The 24,836-nt window shown below is 39.5% G+C and carries 19 protein-coding genes; 12 read left to right on the top strand and 7 right to left on the bottom strand.

The genetic code is table 11. From position 1 onward, the window contains the following. The first annotated feature begins 33 nt into the window (after positions 1 to 33). Both QFZ78_RS18350 and QFZ78_RS18345 read left to right on the top strand, forming a co-directional pair. Positions 34 to 915, top strand: coding sequence for a hypothetical protein (locus QFZ78_RS18350; protein WP_307549716.1), 882 nt, complete (start codon positions 34 to 36; stop codon positions 913 to 915). 73 nt (positions 916 to 988) lie between these two features. Next, positions 989 to 1,168 (top strand): helix-turn-helix domain-containing protein, encoded by a 180-nt coding sequence (locus QFZ78_RS18345; RefSeq protein ID WP_307549715.1) that lies wholly within the window; start codon positions 989 to 991, stop codon positions 1,166 to 1,168. A gap of 108 nt (positions 1,169 to 1,276) precedes the next feature. Here QFZ78_RS18345 and QFZ78_RS18340 read toward each other — a convergent pair whose 3' ends face one another. The 4 genes from QFZ78_RS18340 to QFZ78_RS18325 all read right to left on the bottom strand — a co-directional run bounded on the left by QFZ78_RS18340 (position 1,277) and on the right by QFZ78_RS18325 (position 8,684). Next, positions 1,277 to 1,630: a hypothetical protein gene (locus tag QFZ78_RS18340; protein WP_307549713.1), complete on the bottom strand. Its 354-nt coding sequence runs from the start codon at positions 1,628 to 1,630 to the stop codon at positions 1,277 to 1,279. A 191-nt stretch (positions 1,631 to 1,821) separates the two neighbouring features. After that, entirely contained in the window at positions 1,822 to 4,203 is a 2,382-nt protein-coding gene (locus QFZ78_RS18335) for an RNaseH domain-containing protein (RefSeq protein ID WP_307549711.1), read from the bottom strand. 10 nt (positions 4,204 to 4,213) lie between these two features. After that, on the bottom strand, positions 4,214 to 7,537 hold the full coding sequence (locus QFZ78_RS18330) for a hypothetical protein (RefSeq protein WP_307549709.1): 3,324 nt from the start codon (positions 7,535 to 7,537) through the stop codon (positions 4,214 to 4,216). Next, positions 7,530 to 8,684: a restriction endonuclease-related protein gene (locus QFZ78_RS18325; protein WP_307549707.1), complete on the bottom strand. Its 1,155-nt coding sequence runs from the start codon at positions 8,682 to 8,684 to the stop codon at positions 7,530 to 7,532. Before QFZ78_RS18325 ends, QFZ78_RS18330 begins: the two co-directional genes overlap by 8 nt. A 292-nt stretch (positions 8,685 to 8,976) precedes the next feature. Here QFZ78_RS18325 and QFZ78_RS18320 point away from each other — a divergent pair, with 292 nt between their 5' ends. The 7 genes from QFZ78_RS18320 to QFZ78_RS18290 all read left to right on the top strand — a co-directional run bounded on the left by QFZ78_RS18320 (position 8,977) and on the right by QFZ78_RS18290 (position 14,070). Next, entirely contained in the window at positions 8,977 to 9,351 is a 375-nt protein-coding gene (locus tag QFZ78_RS18320; RefSeq protein WP_307549705.1) for an alpha/beta hydrolase, read from the top strand. A 319-nt stretch (positions 9,352 to 9,670) separates the two neighbouring features. Then, positions 9,671 to 9,892: a hypothetical protein gene (locus QFZ78_RS18315; RefSeq protein WP_307549702.1), complete on the top strand. Its 222-nt coding sequence runs from the start codon at positions 9,671 to 9,673 to the stop codon at positions 9,890 to 9,892. Between the two features lie 15 nt (positions 9,893 to 9,907). Continuing rightward, complete coding sequence (locus tag QFZ78_RS18310) at positions 9,908 to 10,123, top strand: hypothetical protein (protein WP_307549701.1); 216 nt, start codon at positions 9,908 to 9,910, stop codon at positions 10,121 to 10,123. A 4-nt stretch (positions 10,124 to 10,127) separates the two neighbouring features. Next, positions 10,128 to 10,292, top strand: coding sequence for a hypothetical protein (locus QFZ78_RS18305; protein ID WP_307549699.1), 165 nt, complete (start codon positions 10,128 to 10,130; stop codon positions 10,290 to 10,292). An 11-nt stretch (positions 10,293 to 10,303) separates the two neighbouring features. Beyond that, positions 10,304 to 10,531, top strand: a complete 228-nt coding sequence (locus tag QFZ78_RS18300; RefSeq protein WP_307549696.1) for an HNH endonuclease — start codon at positions 10,304 to 10,306, stop codon at positions 10,529 to 10,531. 446 nt (positions 10,532 to 10,977) lie between these two features. Next, on the top strand, positions 10,978 to 12,279 hold the full coding sequence (locus QFZ78_RS18295) for a DUF262 domain-containing protein (RefSeq protein WP_307549694.1): 1,302 nt from the start codon (positions 10,978 to 10,980) through the stop codon (positions 12,277 to 12,279). A gap of 3 nt (positions 12,280 to 12,282) precedes the next feature. Next, entirely contained in the window at positions 12,283 to 14,070 is a 1,788-nt protein-coding gene (locus QFZ78_RS18290) for a DUF262 domain-containing protein (RefSeq protein ID WP_307549692.1), read from the top strand. Positions 14,071 to 15,296: 1,226 nt separating this feature from the next. Here QFZ78_RS18290 and QFZ78_RS18285 read toward each other — a convergent pair. Both QFZ78_RS18285 and QFZ78_RS38590 read right to left on the bottom strand, forming a co-directional pair. Then, the gene (locus tag QFZ78_RS18285) at positions 15,297 to 15,482 is read right to left on the bottom strand and encodes a hypothetical protein (RefSeq protein WP_307549689.1); all 186 of its coding nucleotides are present in this window, start codon (positions 15,480 to 15,482) and stop codon (positions 15,297 to 15,299) included. Continuing rightward, on the bottom strand, positions 15,469 to 15,795 hold the full coding sequence (locus tag QFZ78_RS38590; protein ID WP_373461046.1) for an ATP-binding protein: 327 nt from the start codon (positions 15,793 to 15,795) through the stop codon (positions 15,469 to 15,471). Before QFZ78_RS38590 ends, QFZ78_RS18285 begins: the two co-directional genes overlap by 14 nt. A 266-nt stretch (positions 15,796 to 16,061) precedes the next feature. Here QFZ78_RS38590 and QFZ78_RS18280 point away from each other — a divergent pair, with 266 nt between their 5' ends. Genes QFZ78_RS18280 through QFZ78_RS18270 form a run of 3 tightly spaced genes read left to right on the top strand, consistent with a single transcriptional unit; the run spans position 16,062 to position 22,875 of the window. Continuing rightward, positions 16,062 to 20,867 (top strand): fibronectin type III domain-containing protein, encoded by a 4,806-nt coding sequence (locus tag QFZ78_RS18280; RefSeq protein WP_307549687.1) that lies wholly within the window; start codon positions 16,062 to 16,064, stop codon positions 20,865 to 20,867. Positions 20,868 to 20,913: 46 nt separating this feature from the next. Continuing rightward, positions 20,914 to 22,554, top strand: coding sequence for an S-layer homology domain-containing protein (locus tag QFZ78_RS18275; protein WP_307549686.1), 1,641 nt, complete (start codon positions 20,914 to 20,916; stop codon positions 22,552 to 22,554). Positions 22,555 to 22,560: 6 nt separating this feature from the next. Beyond that, complete coding sequence (locus QFZ78_RS18270; RefSeq protein ID WP_307549684.1) at positions 22,561 to 22,875, top strand: hypothetical protein; 315 nt, start codon at positions 22,561 to 22,563, stop codon at positions 22,873 to 22,875. Between the two features lie 71 nt (positions 22,876 to 22,946). Here the strand turns inward: QFZ78_RS18270 and QFZ78_RS18265 are convergent, their stop codons facing one another. Next, on the bottom strand, positions 22,947 to 23,315 hold the full coding sequence (locus QFZ78_RS18265) for a YhjD family protein (RefSeq protein WP_483874831.1): 369 nt from the start codon (positions 23,313 to 23,315) through the stop codon (positions 22,947 to 22,949). Positions 23,316 to 24,836: the final 1,521 nt, after the last annotated feature.

The following is a 24,836-nucleotide window of genomic DNA, read 5'->3' as shown; positions in this document are numbered from 1 at the left end:
ATCTTTATGCTACGCTAAAGTAGGTGATGTTTAATGAGGGATCAGGAAGAAGATAAAGAAACTAGATATGACTTTGAGTTATGGCTCAATCATTGGAGTGATATTCCATGGGTAAGAAATAAAAACCATAATTTATATGAAAAACTATTTTATGATTTCAAATTAATAAATAATTATATTGAATTAGATAAGTTTATTAATACACATGGTTGGAAAATAGAAGATTGGGAGGAAGCCGCGTATTTAATACGTGACATCGAGTTTTTAGATGCGTTACTTTTAATTCTTCCATTCAAGGTTCGAAGAAGCCTCTTGGCGGCTATTCATCATTATAGTAAAAAGGAATTAGCAAAACTAATGGGTTGTGCTGAAAGTTTGATGACAATAATTTTCGATTACCAAAAAATCAATGATTCGAAGGAAGATAAATTATTACAACTAGCAAAATTGTTGGATGTACCTTATTGGCAACTAAAACTGGATTACAGTAGTGAAATTACAGATAATTTTGTGGAATTTTATGATGTTAAATCTATAACCTTAACAGAATTTAAAAAACAAGTGAAGTTTGTACCTGAGACTAGAAAATATTTAAAGGTTAATGTAGACCAAAAATATTATATTAAAAATAAATTTATCTATACCCAAGTCATTCATTATAAAGATTTTAGTATTATTGAAACTATGCGACTTCAATATGAGACGGATGAAATTTATGATTTTAGTAATTATTGTTTTAGTGCTAATGTGCGATACATTATTGTAACTCCAGCCATACTTCGGAGAGATAAAAAAGTAATCTATTTGTTAATACATACCAATGCAGAGTCTAAAGAAGTAATAACTTATATATCAAAAATGAAAAAAAGAAAATTCACCAAGATCATTGAATTGAATAATGGAAGTTATCTATAAAAGTCTTGAATGGGATATTTGTTTTATTATAATTTCTAATAGTTCTCGAATTTGTTTGTAGGGAGGTTTTGTCGTGAAGATTACACTCTCTGTTAGTGAACTTTCGGAAATGTTGGGTGTGTCATCTGATTCTATTTACGCATTAGTTCGCGAAGGACAGATACCCTACATTAGGATAAGAAGAAGAATTTTATTTCATAAAGAAACAATTGATGAATGGTTAATCCAGAAAAGCCTTAAATCTAAAAATTAACGATTAAAACTTAACTTTACGATTCCATTGTTATGTTGTTAACTTCAAGATGTAGCCTCATCAAGGGGATTTCTCTACAGATATATCGTCCGCGGGTTTGATTTAGTTTTATAACTGAAACAAAATGCCACTGCAATCGATATTTATTTGATAGTGGAAGTGTTTATCGACTTGATAAAGATCAGTTAAACTCCATCTTTTTTGTAATTCGAATGGTTCAATCCGTAGAAGAAGAGAACTCAAGTACCTTGATGTGAGGTTTATATTGTCTGGAAAACTAATAGCTCTTCCCGCTTTTCTCCAACGCTTGGCAGACTCTTTTAGACGTTGGATTCCAATTACGTTTACATTACCCGTTAGCTTCAAAGCTTTCTCTAGTGAGCTTCCTGCCATATATTGATCGATGAACAACTGCATAAATTCATCCGCATAGGTTATTGCTTTATCGCTAATTCTGATCACGTATTTATTCTTCGATAAGCTTATTTAGTCTTTTTCGCTAAAGATTTTCTTAGACATGATGTAATCCCCTCCGGCGTTTACTCTATATACAAAAAAAGTACCCGTAGTCTGAACACTTTTTCAAAGTGTCCAGACTACGGGTACCAGTGTATTGCTTATCTAGCAAGAGGTGAGTCTTATTTTATTGAAAATTAATTATATGCATCTAGTGTTTCCTGCAAATATCTAGAAAGATGAATAGGATAAGGGTGATTTGTCGCAGGATCGAAGGTAAGTGTTATATGACGCATTAAGTGAATTACATAAGCTAAAGTGTCTCGTTCATGTTCGTTCTCGATTCCGTGAAATTGTATTTCGAAAGTAGCACGTCTTCTGTATTGCTCATTTTTTTCATCCCTAGTACCGAGGGAAGGCGTTTTTGCTATGCGGGTTCCAATCGAATAATATGTACCACAATGCTCAAAGAGTAAATTCCCCGCGGAGGGTCCTTTAGTGCGCTTACTTATTTTATAGGCGATCGGTACCTTATCTGAACCCACAGTGTAAGATATTAGCCGATAGCTTTCTAGATTTCTTACTTCCCATAAATATTCTGATGGGGTCAGTATCAATCCATTGGCTTCTATACTAGAGCGAATTAATCCACCTAAACCATCTCGCGAAGGCTTGGATATCTTGCGAAGAACGGATTCTTTTCCGAGTAAAAGTACTGCTTCGTGAAGATCCATCCAGCCTTCACCTGGTAATGAAACTTTTATAAATCCATTTTTAAAAGCAACAAGAGTAGGTATATATTCTTTTTTGTGCTTTTGAGGGTATAAATAGAACGGTAAATAAATAGGTTCATTCGGCCATATTTCACTAAATTCGTTGGCTAAATGGCCTGTTGCACCAACCCTAACAAATAAATCATATAATGATTTTAATAATCTGTTGTGGAACGCACCATTTTCTTCTTTATGAAAACATTGAGTATGGTATCCGATAGAACGTAGGCAGGATACAATGGTGGATTTCGGGTCTCTTGCTTTTTCATCGTTTTTCTTCGATTCATGCCAAGGGTCAATTTCAATAAGTGCGAACCCATCACTGGTCGTTTGAAATGAATTGAGTATCTGTTGTTTCCTCTCATATATGCTCTTTTCTATTGTGCTAGAGGATGTAGGCAAGATTCCAAACAATTCTTCTTTCCACTCTTTTATTTTAAATTCCACCGAGAAATGAAGTATTCCATCTTCATCAATATATTGATATGAATTTGGGGAAGATTCAAAAATCGTGTATTTAGGATAGCTATAGGGCATTTTTTGTGTATATTTTTCGGGTGGTACGGTATCGTGGATTACGTCACGTAAAAAAGAAGCTATGGATTCATTTCTTGAAAAGACTTCAATGATCATTTTTGGGATTGTAACGGTATTGAATACTGGATACTGAACCCCATCTCCTCCAAGTGACTCTTTCTTTTTAATGGAAGATTGAGGTTCAACTATTTTAAGATTAGTTACTCTAACTAGTTCCTCATATTCGTCCATGTAAGTTTTATAAATATCTAGTTCTTCATATGACACGCCGTTTTTTAGTACATGTTCTCTTCTTGTAGCATCTTCAGGCAAATAAGGTATTACAGCCAGTAGATTTGAACGATTAGGATAAAATAAAGATGGATCCTCTAAAATTTTGTCTACCGGAATTGAAATGTCGATTTCCTCTAAGTTTTTCAAAATGTTACTTTGTACAATTCTTGATTTATTAGTCGAACCTTTAATTTTCTCAATTGTAACAGCGAAAAAGCGCTCAGTTATTGGTGAATATATCCAGAGACTTCTATTGTTTTGACGTGGGAATGCGTTATAAACGAATTCATTTTTATCAATATTTAGTAATGGACTAAGGATATAGCGAGAATAGGATGGGGATACAAGCAGGGTCTCCCGATCAGTTTCATAAAAATTAATGTACAACGAGCCATGCTGATTAGAGTAGATGTCTCCTTTACCATTAAATGTACTCGGTACCATTGGGATTTGCATTGTTTTGTACATAGAGTCAGTACCACATCCACGTACCCAAATTGACTTATTATTCCCTTCCTGGGACTTCTCGTTCAACTTTTGTGAGAAAGAGTAGGCATAATAAGCTGAAAGTAGCCCTCTGAGCTTCCGACTCTCCCATAAAGTGGTTTGCTCAATCTTTAATGATTCCGAGTCAAAATCTGGAAGTATCAAATTCAAGCCTTCGCCAGCAAAAAAAGCAAACTTGCGAATGAAGACTTCTTTTATATAATTTGGTAACCCGGGTGAAAAATAAGCGAATGGCCGTGTACCAAGTAGAGAGTCCCGAGCGAAGGAAATAAAAATAACATCTGAATAACATGCTTCTGTAAGAAGTCTGAAATCAGCCAACGTTTTAAACCAAGGTCCATTAACTGAAACAATAGGGTTTAAAACAGCGATTAACCAGTCAGGAAGATAGATCGCTTCAAGAATAATTTCTTCCATTTTATCTGGATTTAGAGCATATTCCATTAATATTGGTGTATCCGAACTTTTTGTTTTTACATCAGATATCATGAACGGCCTCCTATAAAATTAAAGCATTTGTTGGTTGTGGAACTAAAGACTTATGAAAATCATTAAAGAATGTCCCATACAAAGTATCAGAAATACTATCATTTGGGAAAAGCTTCAACCATTCAGCTAATAAACAACTGGAGGATACTTTTCCATTAAGTTCATCTTCTTCTGTATTAAATAGAAAACGAGCATCCATGTAATGAATACGAGCATTTGCTTCACCGCGGAGTAAGCGTCCAATCATTTGCCATATATTAATAAATGTATACCAAGCTATCTCTTTTTTTAGATCCGGGTCGAGATTAGCCCAACCATTTTCGGCCATTAATATATCACGGAATATAGTGTTTGCCTTTTTACGGATCGCTTTATATCCATCGCCAAACTTACTTATAGTGCCATCAGTAATTTCACGTTTAAAACGCGCACGTAACGCATTTACAGCAATTAGAGCATATTCAGTGTCATTTACAGATTGGAACGGGCGAATCATTAGCATTATACTCCCAAACAAAGCATCGTTTGTTTGAGGTCTTATTATATTATATCCGCGATTCATAACAGTCCAAGGAGCAATAAATATTCGTGCATTCCCTGCTAGTCTAGTCATAGTCGAAATTGTAACGCTCCCATCTTCATTCCCCTTCTTACTTAAATATTTAATTTTATCATGGAAATAAGGACGGAGTATGTTGTATACAATTTTAGCTTGTTGATAACTATTAACAGAAATAATAATACCTCGGGGATGTAATTCATTTTTTGAAGAAGCATCATTCTCCCAATATAACAGTTCTCGTTGAATAAGTGGTACAGCAGAACGGGATAATTGTTCTAATCGTTGCTCTTTATAATCCTCGGGAGCACCTGAAACAGAAATATATTTTCCGAATTGATCTGTAATACAATGGCTGAAATGTTGAATAGTTTGATGATCTGAATTATCTAAATGCATTGTCCAATATCTTGCGTATTCCATATTCAGATGGTAGTATGCAGAACCTGGTGCATAACTTGTGCCTGATAGCATTATAACAGCAGGCCCAATCTCTCCTACATGCTGAAACAATTTGTGATAGTTAACAAGAACATCTCTTCCAGAAGCTTGATGAACAATCCTGAAAAATGAACCTATTTTTCCTTTTTTGTGGCTGTTTTCGTCTATTTGGTATTTATAAAAACGTTCTCTGCCTGTAAGTGGTGGTGCTAAGAATGGTAATAATAATTTGGCTCCAGAGGTTCGGTGATTATCCGCGGTGTCGTTGTAAATACCGTGTAGACTATCTACAATCGCAGGTTCCAAATTTTCAGCAGTCAATAAATGTTTTTGGAATAATGCCAAATAAATATAAGACACGAATCGGTGGAAAACCCCTAAGTAACGTTCCTCCTCTTTTTTGTTTTTGGGCATCCATAGTTCTGAGCCCATAGAAACTGATATTTGATCAACTAATTGTTTAAAAATTTTTAATTCTTCACTAAATGATTTATCAGGTTCAATCGAATAGGTACTACGGCTTTTCAGTTCACGAACAGACCTTACGGCCGTTAATATTGCATCAGTCTCAGGGGTATCATCAAATTGGTCTTCAGATATGTAATAAAGAGTCCGGAACCATTTTTCCTCTTCTTGATGTTCTAATGAAGGCCATAATCTATACATAAGATTTTTGAGTTCTTGAGATAAAGAAAAAGTACTATACCTTTTATAGTGGCTTCTCAAAATATCGCTAGATAATAATAAATCCCGTAACCACATTTGATATTCACTAGCTTGATCAAGTTCTTTTTTCATTTGATATACTACAACGGGGTAATGTCCTTCGGATTGGCGAATACTTTTGTTAAATTCCTGAGTGATTTGTTCAAACCGCCCAAACTCATTAAATAATAAAGGTTCATCAAGTAGAAATTGTTTGTCTAACTGGTTCTGCAAAGCATCAACTTCATCAAAAAATACGACATCAGCCCAGCCATAAATCCATTCTGCATAGCTCTTATTTTCTGGGTCAGTATGAATACTTAGCTTTACACTCATGAAGGCGGGAATTGTAAGGAGCACGACCTCAGCATCATGGAGTTCTTTCTCAACAGTAAACTGACCACAATTAGAAGAAAGAGGGCATAGAAGTAAAGAACCTTGATCATCAAAAGAACGGATATTCGTACATGGATGTTCACCTTTATGATCCCGATCGTTTACTACTTCAATAATGCAATCACCTCGGTATTGAGGTAATACATGATCATCTTTGGCCAAGGCGAACATATCTTGGTCTGTATAGTCGGCTGTATTCGACAGATCACTAAAATGCTGTGCTTCATGTTCTTCTTCTTTTCCACGCCCCCGTATAGAAACTGCTTTTACACCGAGGGAATTAAAAGTATTTGCTAAGTCACGAGATTCTGTAGTCTTAGAAGTTATGATAACAACTCTCTTTTTTTGGTCTCTTGCAAGACGAAGTGTTTCCAAAATAACAAATGTTGATTTACCTTTTCCAAGCATACCGTAAATAACATTTGGTTCATCAAACTGTAAAGATTCTATCGAATGATTATGTGATTGAAAGGTGAGCTTACTCCATTGAGTAGAATAGTAAGTTGTTTTAAGTTTTTGATCAATTTCTTTAGCTAGTATTCCATACTGATCATGGTTAAAAGGTATAAAAAAGTTGGTTTGATTTCTGTCACTAGGGGCTGGCTGTTTTATTGTTCCTTCAGTTAAAAAATTTGGGAATTGACCGTTGGGGGTAACCTTGGCCATTTCCTTTTTATTGTTATCGTTTATTTGATGATAAAAATAAAAAGATGATGAATTTTCTCCTGCATATTTAGATGTCATCATTTTTCTTTGGGCATTTTTAGGGTTAAGGATCTCTGTAATATGGGCTATACGTTGGCTTAGGAACGGCGAGATATTTTCTGGAGATTTACGCGTAAATGCATCTTTTTCGGTTACTCTACTATACATTTTATAATCATCGATTACCTGATCATAGAACCTTATTCTGGAGCGGAAATGGGAGTTCTTTTTACGGTTTTCAAAGAGGATGCGTAGTGTTTGTAGTAGTGAAGGAGTAGAGATAGGATCAAGTAATTCATCCATGTTTATCATAATGGAGAACAAGTTCTCATACGTCTTAGGCTCTAGAGGGAACAGTGTATCAAAAGTATACAAAATACACTCTGTTTCAAGAACTACTTGTGTAGCATGTTCAGGAGCTAAAAGTAGATTCCTTTCCTTCTCAGGGTAATTGGCGAGAAGTTGCTCATATACCTTTTTCTCTTTGCTTCGTTGTGTTCTGCTTGCTTCTGCAAAACTTTTACGCATAATTTTGTTCCTCCGAAGAGATCGTATTTGGATTTGACATTCGTTCTATTAAATAGCTATTCAGGTTTTTTTCTAGAACTATACTGATTTCTCCGGTAAATGGAAAGTATTGATGAAGTTTTTCAATGTAATATTTATTATTAGCAATACGAGAAGGCACCACTATGATTTGTTTACTTAGAATTAGATTATCTCGATTATCATTTAACCACTCAGCCAATTTTCTTGGAGTTCTATAACTTTTTACGTCGATGTAGAATGTCTGATTACGTTTTATTACTTCTATGTCTCCCTTAGACTCAACCCCTGGATATAATCGAACTTTATATCCGTATTTTTCGAGTTTCTCAAATAAGTTACGTTCATCGAACGAAGTTAATGAAACATAGTATTGAATACCCGGCTTGGTTCGTAGTTTTCCTGTTTTTACTACAGTTTTAAGTTTGGCTTGGTTATTTTCCTTGCAATAGGGATTTACACATTGAACTTTTCTGCCATTTAGTAGGCGGGCTCCCCATCCACATCCCTTGCCAGGGCATACAACAAAGTTGCCTGTTGGAAATTCTTCGTAAGCATTACGTAGAAGAGGACCAAGTGCAGGGATGATCTGGGAAATGGATTTTACTTGTTCATTTAATAACGACTCATCAACAATGGGATTCTTAGAAAAAAACTGTCTGAATTTAGAATAGAGATCTGTAGCAATCTGTTCACTTAAGAAGCGGGAGCGAACGGCTTGACGGAAGTGATGTAGAGCATGTTCTAATACTTTGGTATCTAGTTCCTCGATATTACCCATCTCATATATCCATTCTTGTGCTAAATTGCTAAGACCCGAATGTTCTTCGAGTAAGACTAAATCACTAAATCCATTCTCATCGAGATACTGGATGCTTTCTTCGTCTATAATGCTCCATTGGTTTAAGGGTTTGTACAATAATTGCAAAAAATAGTAGTTGTTTATTGGAATGTTTTGATTTGTGAGAGGTTGATTATTGGATATATTGGTAAACCACAGTTGTACTAACTTTTTTCGAAATGCCTCAACTTCGTGATTGAAGAAAAAGACATTCATATCACCTTTTTTTATGGCATGCTCTAGTGTTTGAGCGATGAATAAGATTTGTCTTAATAGGTTGGTTAGCAATCTTTTCTCTCCTTATAAAAACAATGTGTTTTTAAAATAAATTGCTTTTCTTTCAGTGAATGGAAATCGTAATAATATGGTACTATTTTAATAAAGCGAGGAAAATATTACAAAAATTTATGTTTAGACGACTTTTAGTATCTATATACTCGTATACTAGATAAGAGGGGCGTAGTAGATTGTGATTCAGTATTTCCAGCAGAGAAAAGGTAAGAAACTAGTGTTATGTTACATGGGTTTATTGGCAGTACTGAAACATGGCAAAATGTAAATGGAGGATCATTACCCGGAAATGCTAGTAAGTGATCCAGATATAGGTGCTCAGTTTGATGTTGCGTACTTTAATTATACGACAAAATTGGTGGATTTTTCCCCGAAAAAGAAGATGTTTTTCACAAAAATTATTTTGCGGTTAGGAAGAAAAATTGAAAAAAATATAGATATTGGAGATATAGCTAAGATCCTAGAAACTGATATTGAAGTACAGTGTTCATATTATGAGAATATAACTATTATTGCTCATAGCATGGGAGGACTTATTGATAAAGCTTATATACTAAGAAAGTTAAAAAAAGATAAAGAACTGAGGGTGAAGCTGTTTATATCTCTTGCTGTTCCGCATCTATCCAGGAATTCCCAATACGGTATATTTTGTTGGAATGAATGATGATATTGTAGAGCGCCCTAGTGCAGTAGGAAATCAATGGAGCTCATCTAGTTTATCAAAATTTCTCGAAGTTACAAACTTTTCAAACTTATTTCTATCGGGGACAGGGGCTCGACTCCCCTCGGGAAATCGAACCCTTGTCCATACAGAACCACAACTGTTAATGCTGGACAGGGGTTCATCATAGTTTCATTTTCTTTTGCAGTCCGTTATTGACGTGATGAAACCATAGTTTACTATTCGGTAAAAATTGTGGTAAAATATGTTATCAACATTGTTGATTTTCAAGTCACCACCTTAGTTCAATGGAGGGCTAATCATGGATATTATTAAATTCAAAATATTACAAGATGGGGATTCAGTGGAACGTGTTGAAAACAACGAGGTTCATGTGAGAAGGAAAAACGGTGACTATGTAGTATATAAGCTGAAGACTGAAGAGAATGAAATAGTCATGTATAGTTTTGATGCTCTCATCATTACTAAAGGACATGGAATATTTAAGGTTATTCAGGATGCAGATCTTGACGACCTTAAGTAATGAGTGGGGGCTATTATGAGTAACTTACCAAATCAGCAGAACAACAACGAAGTTGTTAAGAGAGAGCGGCAAATACACGGTGGATTAGTATATAGAAACCTGTCAGATGAAGAAGCAGCAAAGCTTGATGAGATTGCTGAAAAGGTTGGAGAAGAGAATAATTTACTGGTAAATATTTTTACTAAGAAAACATTTATTAAGGGGAAAAATCAGAAAGAGTTAGAGGAGTAATATTATGCCAAAGGACAAATTTGTAAACTATATAGGATCGGAGAAAAAGGTAAAGGCCGCAATGGAGCAAATCCAAGAAAAGGCATTGAAAGAGATTGGAAAATTACCTAGCCAGGAGAATTTAAAAATGAATCCAGATAAGAGAAAGAGTCTTAAGGAAGGTAGCTAGGGGGTATTAAGTTGGCTAATCGTCCTTCAGAGCATCAACGAGCAATAAGGCATGCAAAAGAACGGGAAAATCATACTTGCCAGCTTTGCGGAAGCAAAGAAAATGTTCAAGGACATCACCTTATTGATTATGGTTTTGGTGGTGAGGCCTCTCCTGATAATATTGTTGCAGTCTGTGGTGATTGCCACGGGAAGATACATCGAGGAGAAATAACTGTTAAAGTACATGACTATCGGTAATGGTTAAGCTACCTCCCCAAACAACCTAAGCATAACGCGGCGGCGAATTGTGGATTTATACAACCACGGCTCACCTCCATAGTGCAAATCCACAACCTTGAGGTTGTGGATTTTACTTTTCCTCGACGTTTTAGATTCAGAATAAGCTCCAAATGCTCCTTATAGATGATTACCTGATGTTTCGGTCCATTACATGGTCTTAAAAGCAACTATAAGCTGTTTCAAGGAATGCTCAGAAAAATCACCGTTAGCGCTTTGCACTGATACATAATAATTTGTTTTATGAACGATGTGACACCTTCTACTAAGATAGTTAAAACCCTTTCGACAGTGCTAAACTTGAATACATGAGTGCTAATGAGGTATCCGGCTATCTGCGAATAAGTAAACGCAGATGGATTTATTCTAGTATAATAGAGTTAATAGGGAACATGAGGGGAAGAATAATGGCACTAATTCAAGATGAATTAAAAATAACTAAATTAAAAGACTTGCTTGATATAAATTTAGCCTTACCATCATATCAGCGACCATATAGCTGGAGCGTGAAATCAACCAATACCTTATTTATTGATACATATGAGGCGTTCAAAGATGGAATCAACGAATATCGTCTTGGATCGGTAATCTTACACAAAGAACGCTCTGGGAAATATAATATTGTTGATGGGCAACAAAGGCTTACTACATTATCAATTCTGCTTTATTGTTTAGGCGATGACAAACAAAGTCTATTGAAAGAAAAATACAGTAAACTATCGAATGATAGTATTGTCACGAATTTTGGTGTCCTTTCTAAAAGAGCTAACGAACTAACATATGATGAACGGAAAAAATATAAAAATTATCTCTTGAATCAATGCACGACGGTTCAAATTGTCACAGACAGTGAGCAAGAGGCATTTCAATTCTTCGATTCACAAAATTCTCGTGGTAAAGAGTTAGCGCCACATGATTTGTTGAAATCATACCATTTGCGAGAAATGAATAGTGAAGATGAAAACCAAAAAGTTAAAATCATAAATCATTGGGAAAACATGAATCAAGACGATCTAGACGATTTATTTAAAAGCTACTTGTACCCACTGACTCAATGGTATAAAAGAAAAGAAGGTTTAGGTTATTCTTTAAGTAAAATTGATTCTTTCAAAGGAATTAAGGGAACAACTATCTACAATTATGCAATTTACCATAAAGCTAGTAATTTGTATATAGAACAATTCAATGCTAATGGTAGTAATGAATTGCTTGCCACAAAATCTTTGAATCAATTCCAATTGACTCAACCCTTGATAGCCGGGAAAAGATTCTTTAATTACACCCTTCATTACGGAAAATTATTAGAAAAAATACAAAGTCAAATTAATCGCTTTCACGACCAAGATAAAGTTCCAAGCAAGCGTTCTGGCGATATTTATATTAAGCAGTTGTATGAATGCTCGTTATTATTTTTTGCCGATAGGTTTGGTTTTGAGAGCTTAACCCAATCTGTAATGCAGCAACTTTATTCATGGAGTTATTCATTGCGATTGACAATGAATGCGGTGTATCCGCAGACCATCAATAAGTATGCAAAAGGTCAGCATGAGCGAGCAAATTATGGAATCGATATGTTTTCTGCAATTAGCGAAATGGCGGATCCAGAAGGATTGAAGTTACTTGTGCTTAAACAGCCAGATATTGATGACAATAATAAAGAAAAATACAAAGCAGTGTATGAATTGCTTTGTGAGTGGAATAGGTGGTAGGAGATGACTAATGATTTAAAAATAATACGGGTATCAGATGTTTTTGCTAACATCAATTACCTAGTACCGATTTATCAACGTAATTATGCTTGGAGTGAAACGCAAATAGAACAATTGATTGAAGATATTGAAAGCTCTATTGACGGTACTAATAAATTATACTTTTTAGGAAATTTGATTGTTAATCAAACGGATAACAATGTTTACGAAGTGATTGATGGGCAGCAGCGATTAACGACTTTATATCTTCTTGAGAAGTATTTAGGGATTGTATTTGCGAAAGAAGCGTTGCGTTTTGAGGCTCGTGAAAAATCAAATCGCACCCTTTCTTATGTCTGCGATAGTAGTAATCAGGAATTAATTGAAGAATTATCATCACCTGAAATCTTGAATGGTTTTCAAATCGTTGATAACTACTTCAAGAATAAAAATATCGACAAAAGCAGCTTAGTTCAAAAGTTGAAACGAGTTTTTCTTATTCGAGTTCAAGTTCCGCAGAATATTGATTTAAACCATTACTTCGAAATTATGAATACCCGTGGAGAACAATTGGAACTTCATGAAATTGCTAAAGCTAAGTTGTTAGAAGTGCTTGAAAGCGACCACGACAAAAATATAGCAGCGCTGATTTGGGAAAAATGTTCTGATATGAATTCGTATGTTCAGATGAGTTTTGATGTGAAATCCCGAAGAAGTATCTTTACGGAGAACTGGAGCAGTCTATGTCAATCAATTACGGATTTTGATTCAATAAAAAGTAAAATCTCGACATCGAATGAATCAATAGATAAAAAAACTTTGATTGATATTTTGAGAGATAATAAAATGCTTAATGTGTCAACCACTCAATCCGATGATGAGAATGAACGTTTTGAATCAACTATTTCATTTCCAAACTTCTTATTGCAAGTTAATGCTGTCATGAGAAAACTAGGAGAAGAAGATGTAAGCCTTGATGATAAATACTTCCTTAATAATCTATGTTGGGCATGGTCAACACCTGATAAAGCAAAGGATTTCTTATTCCATCTATTGAAGTGTCGAGTGCTATTTGACAAGTATGTGTTAAAACGTGAATTTGCTAGAGATTACAAAGAAACGGGTAAATGGTCCCTGCAACGGTTAGAAAAATATCGAGATAGCAAGAATAATAGCGATAAACCTAAATACGTTGGTACATTCGGTGATGAAGGTAATGATAATAAGAAGCTAAGAACACTTCAATCTTGTTTACGTATTACTTATACATCGCCAAAAACTATGCACTGGATTTCGGTGATTTTATCTAACTTGTTAGAAAACGAGGCAACTGACATTATTCTCTTGTTAGAAAACTATTGTAAGAAGAAGGTTGTAGATTCCGATTACCAAAACAGGAATGGTTTTGGAGTTGAACGAATTGTATTTTCTTATCTTGATTACTTAATTTATCGAGATGGTTATTCATATGATGGAAAAGAAATCATATCAAGATTTCAAGATGATTGGCACTTCCAGTTTAGAAGTTCCATCGAGCATTTCCAACCACAACATCCGGTCGAAGGAGAATGTTGGGAGCAAGACGACTTGAACGGATTCGGTAATCTAGCTTTAATAACGGTTTCGGGGAACTCTAAGTTTTCTAACTTGCCACCTGCTGGAAAAATCAATTCATATCCAAGTATCATCGATCAAAGTTTAAAATTAAAAATCATGAATAAAATGACAAGCCTTGGCGATGGGAAGTGGACAGAAGAAAAGGCAAGTAAACATAAAGATGAAATGTTCGAAATTTTGAAAAATAAAGGGTAGGGCACTTCAAATCATTAGATATAATAGATTTCCCCCTATTTTTTAAGAATTATACTGACATCAAGGGGATAATAGGGGTGGAATTTAGAATTATTGAAATATTTCGACAGGCGTGCACATTGTATCATTGATAGTAGAGTAGCCATGAATAACCCGACTGCATGAGGTCGGTTTTTATCGCTTGCGTCTTGGTGGCGCTTTTGACGTACTAATGCTTTCTTTGGTTGTTACAGGTAAGATCCATTTTTTATCGATGTCATCGTTATTGATTGATTTATTGGAGGCATTTGTTCTTAAGCCCATTGTGGATTCAGCGGACTATAAAAGTCTCAATAAAACTACGAGACAATGCAAGTAAGCGGCGATTTCATCGCCGCGGCACAATAATCCTTGATAATTCAAGGTTTTTCAAATCTTTTAATCAAAACCTCAACCAGATCAAGTTCCAACTTCGATCTCATTTTGGATGTTCCTCAATTGTTTTGCCCAATCACTTCCCTACATTAACCTAGATCTTTTGTCATTAACGACACTTCACAGATTATGGGAATAGCAATGCTGCAAAAATTTGTTTCAATAATGGATGCTGTGCGATTTGTAGCAAGAGTGTAATGATTGAGTAAAAGGTGAAATGTGGATTTGAGGGTTGTTTTAGCAGGAATTATTAAGTAAAAGCATTGGGGACGTATTGGGGACGAAATTCATCATAAGACATCATAAACACTCAGAAAAGAACGGAACTCGAACTCTTGAAATCTTTATAAATCAAGGGTTAAACGGATTCCACCAGTCTTTATCATAAAGCACACACCATCTTGAGGGGGTGGCGCTCACAAGGCGTGAGGGTTCAAATCCCTCCGACCGCATCCCAGCTTTACAAGCATGAAACCCTTGTTGTATAAGGGTTTTTTCTGTTTTATAACAGTCAAAGAAAATGCAGTAGTACAGCTTCATAAATTACCCTTGTTGACGAACTGTTGACGAATTATTTAAACGAGGGTTGAGTTTCTCTAATTTATCCGCGGCTGCTCTACTTACTGATTGGGCGACATGAGCGTATAGGTCGGCAGTGGTTTAGTTATATTTAAAATACAACACCAGATGTGATCACAAATTTATAATATGGAGGGATTTCAGTAAAATGTTATTTGTAAATATGTGTACACATGACTGATTGTATTTAAAATAATAAAGGAACTGAGGAGAACCTCAGTTCCTTTATTATTTTAAATGAGTAAGCTTTTCTGCGTGACTCTCTGCGTTGTGCCAGCCAATACAAAGACGGATCGGCGTAAGGTGGAGAAGACGGTTGAAGCGGTATGACAGCCAACGTATTCTGTAGCAGAAATAACGGAGGCCACCGGCGTAACGAAGGCAATCTTTTGTTGTTTAAAATATTCACGAAAATTCACCCTCTATCACATGGAAGCTTTTTGTCGTTGGATGGTTTATATGGTTCCATGATCTGCTGGCAATTGAACCGCGTCCGTTACACTTTAAATATACAAACTTCCACCTGGTCCTATGCAATTCTTGGCATATAGATAAACCAAGACCAGTTCTATCCTCTTTTGTGCTATAGAAAGGTTGAAATTTTTTAGCCTGTTCAATTAATGATATTCCTTGGCCGGTTTCCTCTATTTCAATAACGGCGATCTCATCTTCCCTTTTAGCCCGAATGTAAATAAATAATCCCTTTACAAAAACAATTTTGTAAACAGTCAATAATACTTTAAATGTAGATACATATGGAATCTACGTGTGATACAATACGTATCAAAAGTGTTTGAGGAGGGTTATAAATGAAATTCTATTATTAATTGATGCGGAGCAATACTTAAGGTGTAACAAACAAATAAATATTTGGTAAACCAACCAAACTCCTGACAAAATCGCAATAAAGCCTTAATAAGCCAGGGGAACGGCTAAGTACAACGCCAGAATAGAGCCACAAAAACGGCCGAGCGAGATCCGAATTAGGAGGAATTACAATGCGAAGGCAAAGATTTCATTTAAGCCTACTTGCAAGTATATTATCGGTATCTATCTTTATTGCGAATTGTCTCGTGTATAATGCGGCGGAAGCAGTCGCCTCTAATGGTGAGTCTCCGGGAGGTGTGTCCTCTATGGATCCAAGTATGACGGGAAAACCCTATGTCGTTAGTACGAGGACCGATAGCGGACCGGGAAGCCTCAGACAGGCCATTTTGGATGCAAATGGCCATCCTGGAAAGGATATCATTGTTTTTGCGTTAGATCCGGGTTCGGTCATTACGTTGTCATCGGAGCTACAGATTATGGATGACGTAGTCATTGTAGGGGATCGCGACGCTAATTCGGCAACACGGGACATCACTATCAGCGGTGGAGATTCGACACGTATTTTTAACATCGCTTCCTATGTCTCTGTTACTCTGAATAATTTGATTCTTTCGCATGGGCGAGCAGTAGGTGAAAAAGGACCTGCAGGCGCGGCAGGAAAACAGGGAGCGACCCTATCATATGAGGACGACGATGGCGGATCGGGTGGAGCAGGGGGAGCAGGGGGCCGAGGCTCTGACGGAAAAGGCGGAGGAATCCTGAATGCCGGTAATTTATATCTCGACTATTGTACTCTTTCTTCTAATATAGCCCAAGGCGGTCCGGGCGGCGATGGAGGAGTTGGCGGCGGCGGCGCTGCCGGATTAAGTGATATTTATAACCGACATGATCCTGTTGTGTGGCCGGGAGCGAATGGCGGAAACGGTGGACAAGGGGCAGACGGCTTCGGGGGAGCTATTTATAATAGCGGTTCCGTCAACACCAATGATACCCTCTTCGAGAACAATTCCGCATTGCCGGGTATAGGCGGAAACGGTGGAGGCGGAGGCGGAGGCGGAGGCGGAGCTCCTCTTGGTTCAAGTGCTCCAGCTGAAAATGGACATTCCGGGAGCGGCATGACCGGTGGTACAGGAGGGAAAGCCAGCGACTATGGAACGAACCCTTATCGGAACTTAGGTGGCGACGGGGGGAACGGCGGTAATGGGGGAGCTGGGGCAACTGCCGTCCAACCGGTTGCGTCAGGATCCAGTGGCAGTCCTGGGCAAAGCGGAATTTATAGTGGGTTTCGATATAATTACGATGGCGGCACGGGAGGAAATGGGGGTAATGGCGGCTCATTGGGAGGTTCCTCCTATCCCGATGTCGAAACGTCAACGGGGACTTTCGATACGAATTATGCCGGTGAGCTTTCTTTGCATCTCAGACCAAGATTAATCGGCATGGAGGATTCCGGCGTCCCGGCTGCTGATATTCTGATCCAAAATACAAATTTAACCTATTCCTTTACTGGGAGTGGGGAACAAGGAAGTACGATTAACCTTTACTTAGGTTCGACATTTATTGGTTCGACACAGCCCGACAATTCCGGGGTCTGGACCTTCACATCGTCGAGTCTGATTCCTGAAGGTTCATTCTTTCTCACAGCGGTAGGTACGGACAGGAACCGCCATATCAATAGTATTTCGGTTGTAAAATCGATTGAAGTCGATCATACGGCTCCAAGTGCTCCGGCCAATCTAAATGTCACATCATCGACAGATATCCGAGTCAATCTTACTTGGCGAGCATCCACGGATAACATAGGGGTCACGGAGTATGGCGTTTACCGTGACGGCACCCAGGTGGGTACCACGACAACTACAGCTTTTTCAGATAACGGAGTGGTGAAAGGAACGACTTATTCCTACGCGGTAAAGGCGAAAGATGCGGCAGGAAATATGTCTGATCCCAGCAACAGCACGAGCGTTACCGTTGGCGTACTTTTATATGGGTTATTGGATCGACAGGGCTGGACAGCAGCAGCTTCCTCCAGTTATCCGCAATCCGAGCCAGATAAGACAATCGATGGGAAATCTTCAACATACTGGAAATATAATTATGACGATTATTATCCCTGGATAAGTATTGATTTGGGATGGGTACAAATGGCCAGCAGGATTCAAATAACAAGTAATTATTTCTCGACGAGTAGTTATATATCTCTTGATTATTCACCGGATGGATCAAATTGGTCTCGCAACACTTTGTTTCCAACAAACAACAGCGGCACGAACGTTCAATCTCTAACGGTGGATTTTCCGGCGAAATCCGTCAGATATCTGTATCTGCGGATTTCTTTGTCAAATTATTCTTATAATACTTCAGCCATCAGTGAGATTAACGTTTACAATTTGGCGCCACCAACCAATCTCAACGCTTCAACAATAACGGATACCTCAGTTTCGTTTTCTTGGACTACTCCTGTAGGGACGGGTTTGGTGGGCTACGATATTTATCGGGGGAAGGATAAAATTGGATCTTCAACCGATACCTTTTATACCGATAGCAATTTGATGATGGGAACGGCTTACAGCTATACCGTTAGAGCTAAAGATTCACACGGGAATACCTCTCTTGACAGCGGCAGCTTAAATGTAAAAACAAAGGATACCCAAGCCCCTTCTGTCCCGACGAATCTTACGGTATCTTCCAAAACGGATACGACGGTAACACTTGCGTGGACAGCCGCGACCGATAACGTTGGTGTGACAGGCTATTATGTATTCCGCGATGCGAAGGTAGTCGCAACCGTCACCAATAAAACCTATACGGACAAAGGTCTGACTCAGGGGACAAATTATTCCTATACCGTATCGGCCTTCGACGCGGCGGGGAATGAATCGAATCCAAGCCCCGATGTAAGTGTATTGACGGTAGATACGGAGGCCCCAATGTCGCCGGCTAATCTCAAGATCATCCAAACCTCGGATTTCACGACATTGCTCAAATGGGATGCGTCCACAGACAATGTTGGTGTGGCCGGTTATCATATTTACAGTAACCTGAAGAAAATAGCAACGGTTACGGGAACGACGTCTTATACGGTGTCCAATGCGAACAATGGCGCAACTTCCCTTTATAACGTAACCGCTTTTGATGAGGCCGGTAACGAATCTCCATTAAGCGGCAATGCGGATCATGCGCCTGACGGGAGCGGAACGATAACGGTGTCCACGGGATCCGTCATCACGGATCAGCTGTCCACGATCGTATTCCGTTACACGGCGCCCTCAGGCGGACTTCATAACGGTTCTGTTTCCATCGATGTGCCTGCAGGCTGGACCGTGCCGAATGCCGTTTATGGAAGCAGGGGGTATGCAACAGCCAGCACCGGGGTTTTATCCATATCCGGGCAGACCCTGACGGTAACAGGAATTACGCTGCCTGATGGAGGCGAAATGACCATAACTTACAGCGATGTAACGTCACCCGGTACATCAGGTACTTATACTTTCAATGCCAAAAGCAAAATGACGGTTAGCGGAACCTTGACGGGGATCGCGGCATCGCCGCAGGTAATGGTTGCGTCGGATTCAACGCAGCCAACCTGGGACGCAAATGGGGTCTTATCATTTTCTAACCTGTCTACCAATGGCCTTACGGTTTCTTGGCCTGCGGCGTCCGATCAAATCGGTATAACCAAATATGAAATATGGCGTAACGGATATCTTCTCTCTACAGTAACGGGAAATGTGTATTCGTATCATGACGGCGGACTTTCTGCAGGAGAGCTTTACACGTACCTTTTAAAGGCTTATGACGCGGCAGGAAATGCAGCCGACGGTCCTAGCACTGGTGTGAATACCAATACTTGGATGACCATAAATGCCGGCAGCATCCCCTCCGGAACAAGAGGTATTCCTTATAAAACTTCCTTATCTGCCGCTGGGGGGACATCCCCTTATACTTGGAGTGTGATTGGATTGCCATCAGGGCTCACCTTTGATTCATCAAAAGGGGTGATTGCCGGAATCCCCTTGTCGGAAGGAATAAGCAGTGTAACGGCAAGTGTGTATGATCGTTTGGGTCAAAGGATCGGCCTGAGCTTCGATATTACGGTAAATCCGCCGGCCATGAACATTGTTTCAACAAGCCTTGCTACAGGAACTCTCGGAATGCCATATCAGGAATTGCTTACGGCAAGCGGGGGCAGCTCCGACTATACTTGGAATGTGGAAGGATTGCCTGCAGGCATTATTCTGGACACGAGCACCGGTAAGCTTAGCGGAGTGCCTTCTGCCGCGGGAACCTATCTGCTCAATGTTTCCGTGTCAGACCGCTCTAGCCCTGGATTGCATGCAAGCCATTCTTTGTCGCTGGTGATCAATTATCAAGTTCTCTCCATTACAACCACTGTCCTGCCCATCGGCATAACTGGTACAGCTTATAGCGCGGCGCTGGCAACTACAGGCGGTACACCGCTTCACGTTTGGAATGCAGCGGGGCTCCCAGCAGGGCTTTCCATCAATTCGGCTACCGGGGTGATTAGCGGCATCCCTGCAGCTGCCGGCGTATACAGTGTGACCGTTACTTTAACGGACAACAATGGTTCAAATGCTAATGTCGGCCTTTCGTTATTGGTAAACCCGGCATCAAGCACAGGCAAGTACACGGTTACCCCGCAAACTGATCCGTCGTATACCGTGGGAGCAACCGCGGATGGTATCGCTGTAATGACGGTCAACAATGGTGTTTCAGGCTTTACTTACTTTACGGTTAACATAAGCCCTGTAGAGGCCCACTCCGGAAATGAAACGGCAGTGTTTGTACTTATACGAAACGGAGTCCAATTAAGCATTAACGCGACAGAGGCGGATTTTGATAGCGTGAACCGTGGACGAGCGGGCTTTAATGTCCAGGTGGGGGATGTTGTCAAATCGTTTCTTGTAGACAACCTGAGCAATTCTCCCGGATTCAACCCAACACTGCTGAAATAGCCCATGAGAATAATTGATCGGTCAATTGAGAAAAAGGGAGCTTACTATGAAAAAACGGTGGATTATTGCTGTAATTGCGGTTGTTACTACCGCATTGGTCTTGCCAGTTCGGGGATCTGCGTCAGCGATGACGCTGGTTCCCAGCTCAAGCCATGCTTCACCGGGTGACATGATCACGTTGACAGGCAGTGCAGGCTCGAATGCTTGGGTAACGATTAGAACATTGGATAATTATGGAAACATTGTTTTTTTCGATGCAGTAAAAGCCGATGCATTGGGAGCCTATACAGATTCGTTTAAAGTACCTGATACGAAGTCGGGAATTCTTTATTTCACAGCCGGTAACGGGAGTAACCTTGCGGTCAAAAATGTATCCGTATATTCGGATGGGGCTACTTATCGGAAGCCTACGCCTGTAGTCTCCGCTACGGTTGCGGTGGCAACCGACGGGTCCAATAAGTCTCTGGGCATAACAACCGAGACCTTGGCTGTATCCGCTCCGATTTCCATTGATGTTCCAGGTAATATAACTGACGCTACCTTAAACGTATCGGAGCTGCTAAGCGCCCCTATCGCAGGAACGCTTACAACAGGTATTCTTCCTACCATCTCTGTATCTGCGGTAACATCCATCAGTACCAAACCGGTGCTTTTGTCGATGCCTAATGGATTAACAATTAGCGCGCCGACTTCTGGAAACTGGGACGGAACCGTCAATGTGCCGACAGTCAAGTCCGCAAATACGGTCACTTTAACTTCGGATGTCGGCACTACGGCTTCTGTCAGTACGGTCATTGAAGTAGGCTTCGGGGACGTTCCTCTAACGCTAAATAAAGCGGTAAGGCTGCTCATCCCTAATCAGGCAGGCAAGCAAGCAGCTTATTACAGAGGCACCACATTTCATAAGATAACCGCAAAATTAAATGAAGACACACAGAATGCGGCGGATCAGCAGCTGAACGCCGGAGCAGATGCCTTCATCGAGGTTGGGCAAGACTTAGTTATTTGGACCAAGCATTTCACAAGGTTTGTTACTTACACGCAGACGGTAATATCAAATGACAGCAATTCATCCACAGGAGGCACGGGTCAGACTTCAGCACCACCACAAACACCAACACCAACGGCTACACCATCACCATCGTCGTCATCCGCTAGTCCATCCGTGCACCTTAATGATATTCAAGAGCACTGGGCTAAAGGCAGTATAAGCAAGCTGGTGGATCTAGGAGCGATTGATGGATATCCGGACAGCAGCTTCAAGCCAGATCGCCCTATCACTCGAGCCGAGTTCACAACTGTCCTGGTAAAGGCATTTAAGCTCGCTCCACACAAAGGAAAAATATTTAAAGATACTGCGGGATATTGGGCGGAAAGCTACATTATGACGGCATCCAACTACGGGATTGTCGACGGGTACAGCGATGGGAGCTTTGATCCGGATGCCTCGATTACCAGAGAACAGATGACCGTTATGACCGTGAGAGCGGCCAAGTTAAGTTCAGCTCCACGTGAAATCCCTTTTACGGATAGTCTGGAAATATCCGAATGGGCTAAAGATGCGGTAGCCAACGCCGTTAAAAACGGGATTGTCAATGGATTGCCTGGAAACGTGTTTAAACCGAGGGGTATAGCATCAAGAGCGGAAGCAGTCACTGTGATTGCGAAGTCATTAAATCTGCAGTAACAATGGGTGGAACAAATAGCTGCAGAGGATAAGCTAGCTGATATAGTCCTTATTTTTATCGTTTCAGGAATTATATTTGCACCATGGGTCACTGTAAGCTTTGCGGAACACAGAGCTATAAACACGTTTGAGGGACAATGGAAAAACGTATCGGATGGATGTGGTTTCAACTGCGAAGATTGTGGTGTTAAAACCTCAGAAAAAGTTCTGTTCGGTCGGAAAGTGGTTATAGAGTATGCATGTGGTTTGTTACCTTTTGATTCCCCTGAATTTCATCAGAAGAAAGAACTGTTTGTATCATTTTTAGGAACTGTTCATTAAACTCCCTCGGTACGATTCAGAATTAATCGCCTAATGTTTAGGCGGTTTTTCTTTTGGTCAGAAATCAATAATCAAGGATTACAGAGCCTTTTCATTAACTCCACTCCCACGTTCCGTATATAACCTGATAACCACTCACCAATTTCCTTCCTGGCGTCATCCTTCGTGAGTTCAACGTTACCAATTTGGCCGCTGAAGATAACATGGTAAGCCACGCTTGTTTCGTTAACACTTTCGCGATCCACACGAATGTACTCAGAAGAAAGCGCAGTGTTAATAGATTGGATGTCCGCTTTAATCCGCTGAATAATCACCTTCACGCAGCCAACGTATAGCTCACTGAGTGGCCTGTTAACCAACGGTTTATTCCCATAGAGCTCCTGCAATCCTCGTTCAGCAAACGTTAATACTGACGGTAACAATATAGATTTCCGGATCAACCTCCGATTTTTTCGAATGTATGTTCGTATTATACAGAGGAAAGAAGGCTGGCGCAAGCGGTATGGCGCCTAAGATTTTTGAACTCGGGCGCTAATTCTACGAGTATAGGAATAGGATTCAGGCTTTACCTCGGTCATAGCCGAGCGAGAATTTTACTATATAGGATTGGCTAATCCACTTGTTTCAGCGACTATAAACGAAAAATCACTGTCTACATCAATGACTAAATCAGCACCAAACTGTCTGATGTTTATTCTAAATATGGCAGAATCACCAAAAGTGGCCATTGTCACCACTGCGATAGTGGGAACAAAACCTTGGGGAGTTACTGTTATTACCGGAGGATTTTTAAATGTACCCTTCGGAAATGTTATTTCATAATGGCCGACATTAAGTTTTAGAACTGTATATTCAGTTCCTGTAAATGGAATCCCGGGGCCTTGAGTTCCAGCAGCACCAGTGTCGCCCTTAGGCCCTTGAGGGCCTTGCGCTCCAACAGCACCAGTTTCGCCTTTAAGCCAAATGTTTTTACAGGTATGTATTGCATTCGATCAGCGGACATTCAAAATGGATATTTAGATCTTAATTCAACTTTACAGGTTGATATTGAAACATTCAACCAACGTAATGTGAGACATATTTCGTCTTATAATGATATTGTTTTTACAAGAGAAGGAGGCAGGTTGGGTAATTGTGCGAGAGTGCCACATGACGTAAATATTTGTCTTGGTCAAAGAATTATGCTTTTTACAGTTGACTGTAACATTGCAACAAGTGAATTTCTTTGGGAACTTTGAATACAAGTTCGCTACAACGATGCATAAATAATTTAGCAGGCGGTGGAGCGGCACCACGAGTAAACATAAAGGATCTTATAAATATTAAATGTTTTTGTCCACCACTCCCACTCCAAAACAAATTCGCAGCGATAGTAAGAAAAGTTGAATCTATCAAAGCAAAATATACCCAAAGTCTCACTGAACTAGAAAACCTATACGGTTCGCTCAGTCAACGGGCATTTAAGGGGGAATTGGATTTGAACAAGGTCATGGTAAAAACAGAAAACGAAATTTTAGAATTTCATTTAGGAAGTGAAGGAGTTTTGTTAAGTTAGTAAGAGCGCCTGATTCAGGCGCTCTTTATTATCACCCCTCCAAGCTGATAGTCTGTGTCGTGGTGTTGACGGATTGTTGACAAACTCCGTCAACAAGTGACTAACTCCAGCCAAATAGAACAATATGCGAACGGTTAAAGCCTTTTTAAATCAAGGTTTTAACCCACTATAACAGAACCTAACAAACACATCCCATCACTTTGAGGGGGTGGCGCTCACAAGGCGTGAGGGTTCAAATCCCTCCGACCGCATCCCAGTTTTTCAAGCAGGAAACCCTTACTAGTTAAGGGTTTTTTTGTTTTAATCGCGAAATAAAAAAGCCCCGAAGGGCTTACGTTAACTGAATGCAGTCATATTCATGCTGCCATGACTTCTACTCATGAATCACATACCATGTGCCGTGAAG

The organism is Paenibacillus sp. V4I5, assembly GCF_030817255.1.
In the GTDB taxonomy this organism is placed as follows: Bacteria; Bacillota; Bacilli; order Paenibacillales; family NBRC-103111; genus Paenibacillus_E.
This window is presented reverse-complemented; position numbering and strand designations above follow the sequence as displayed.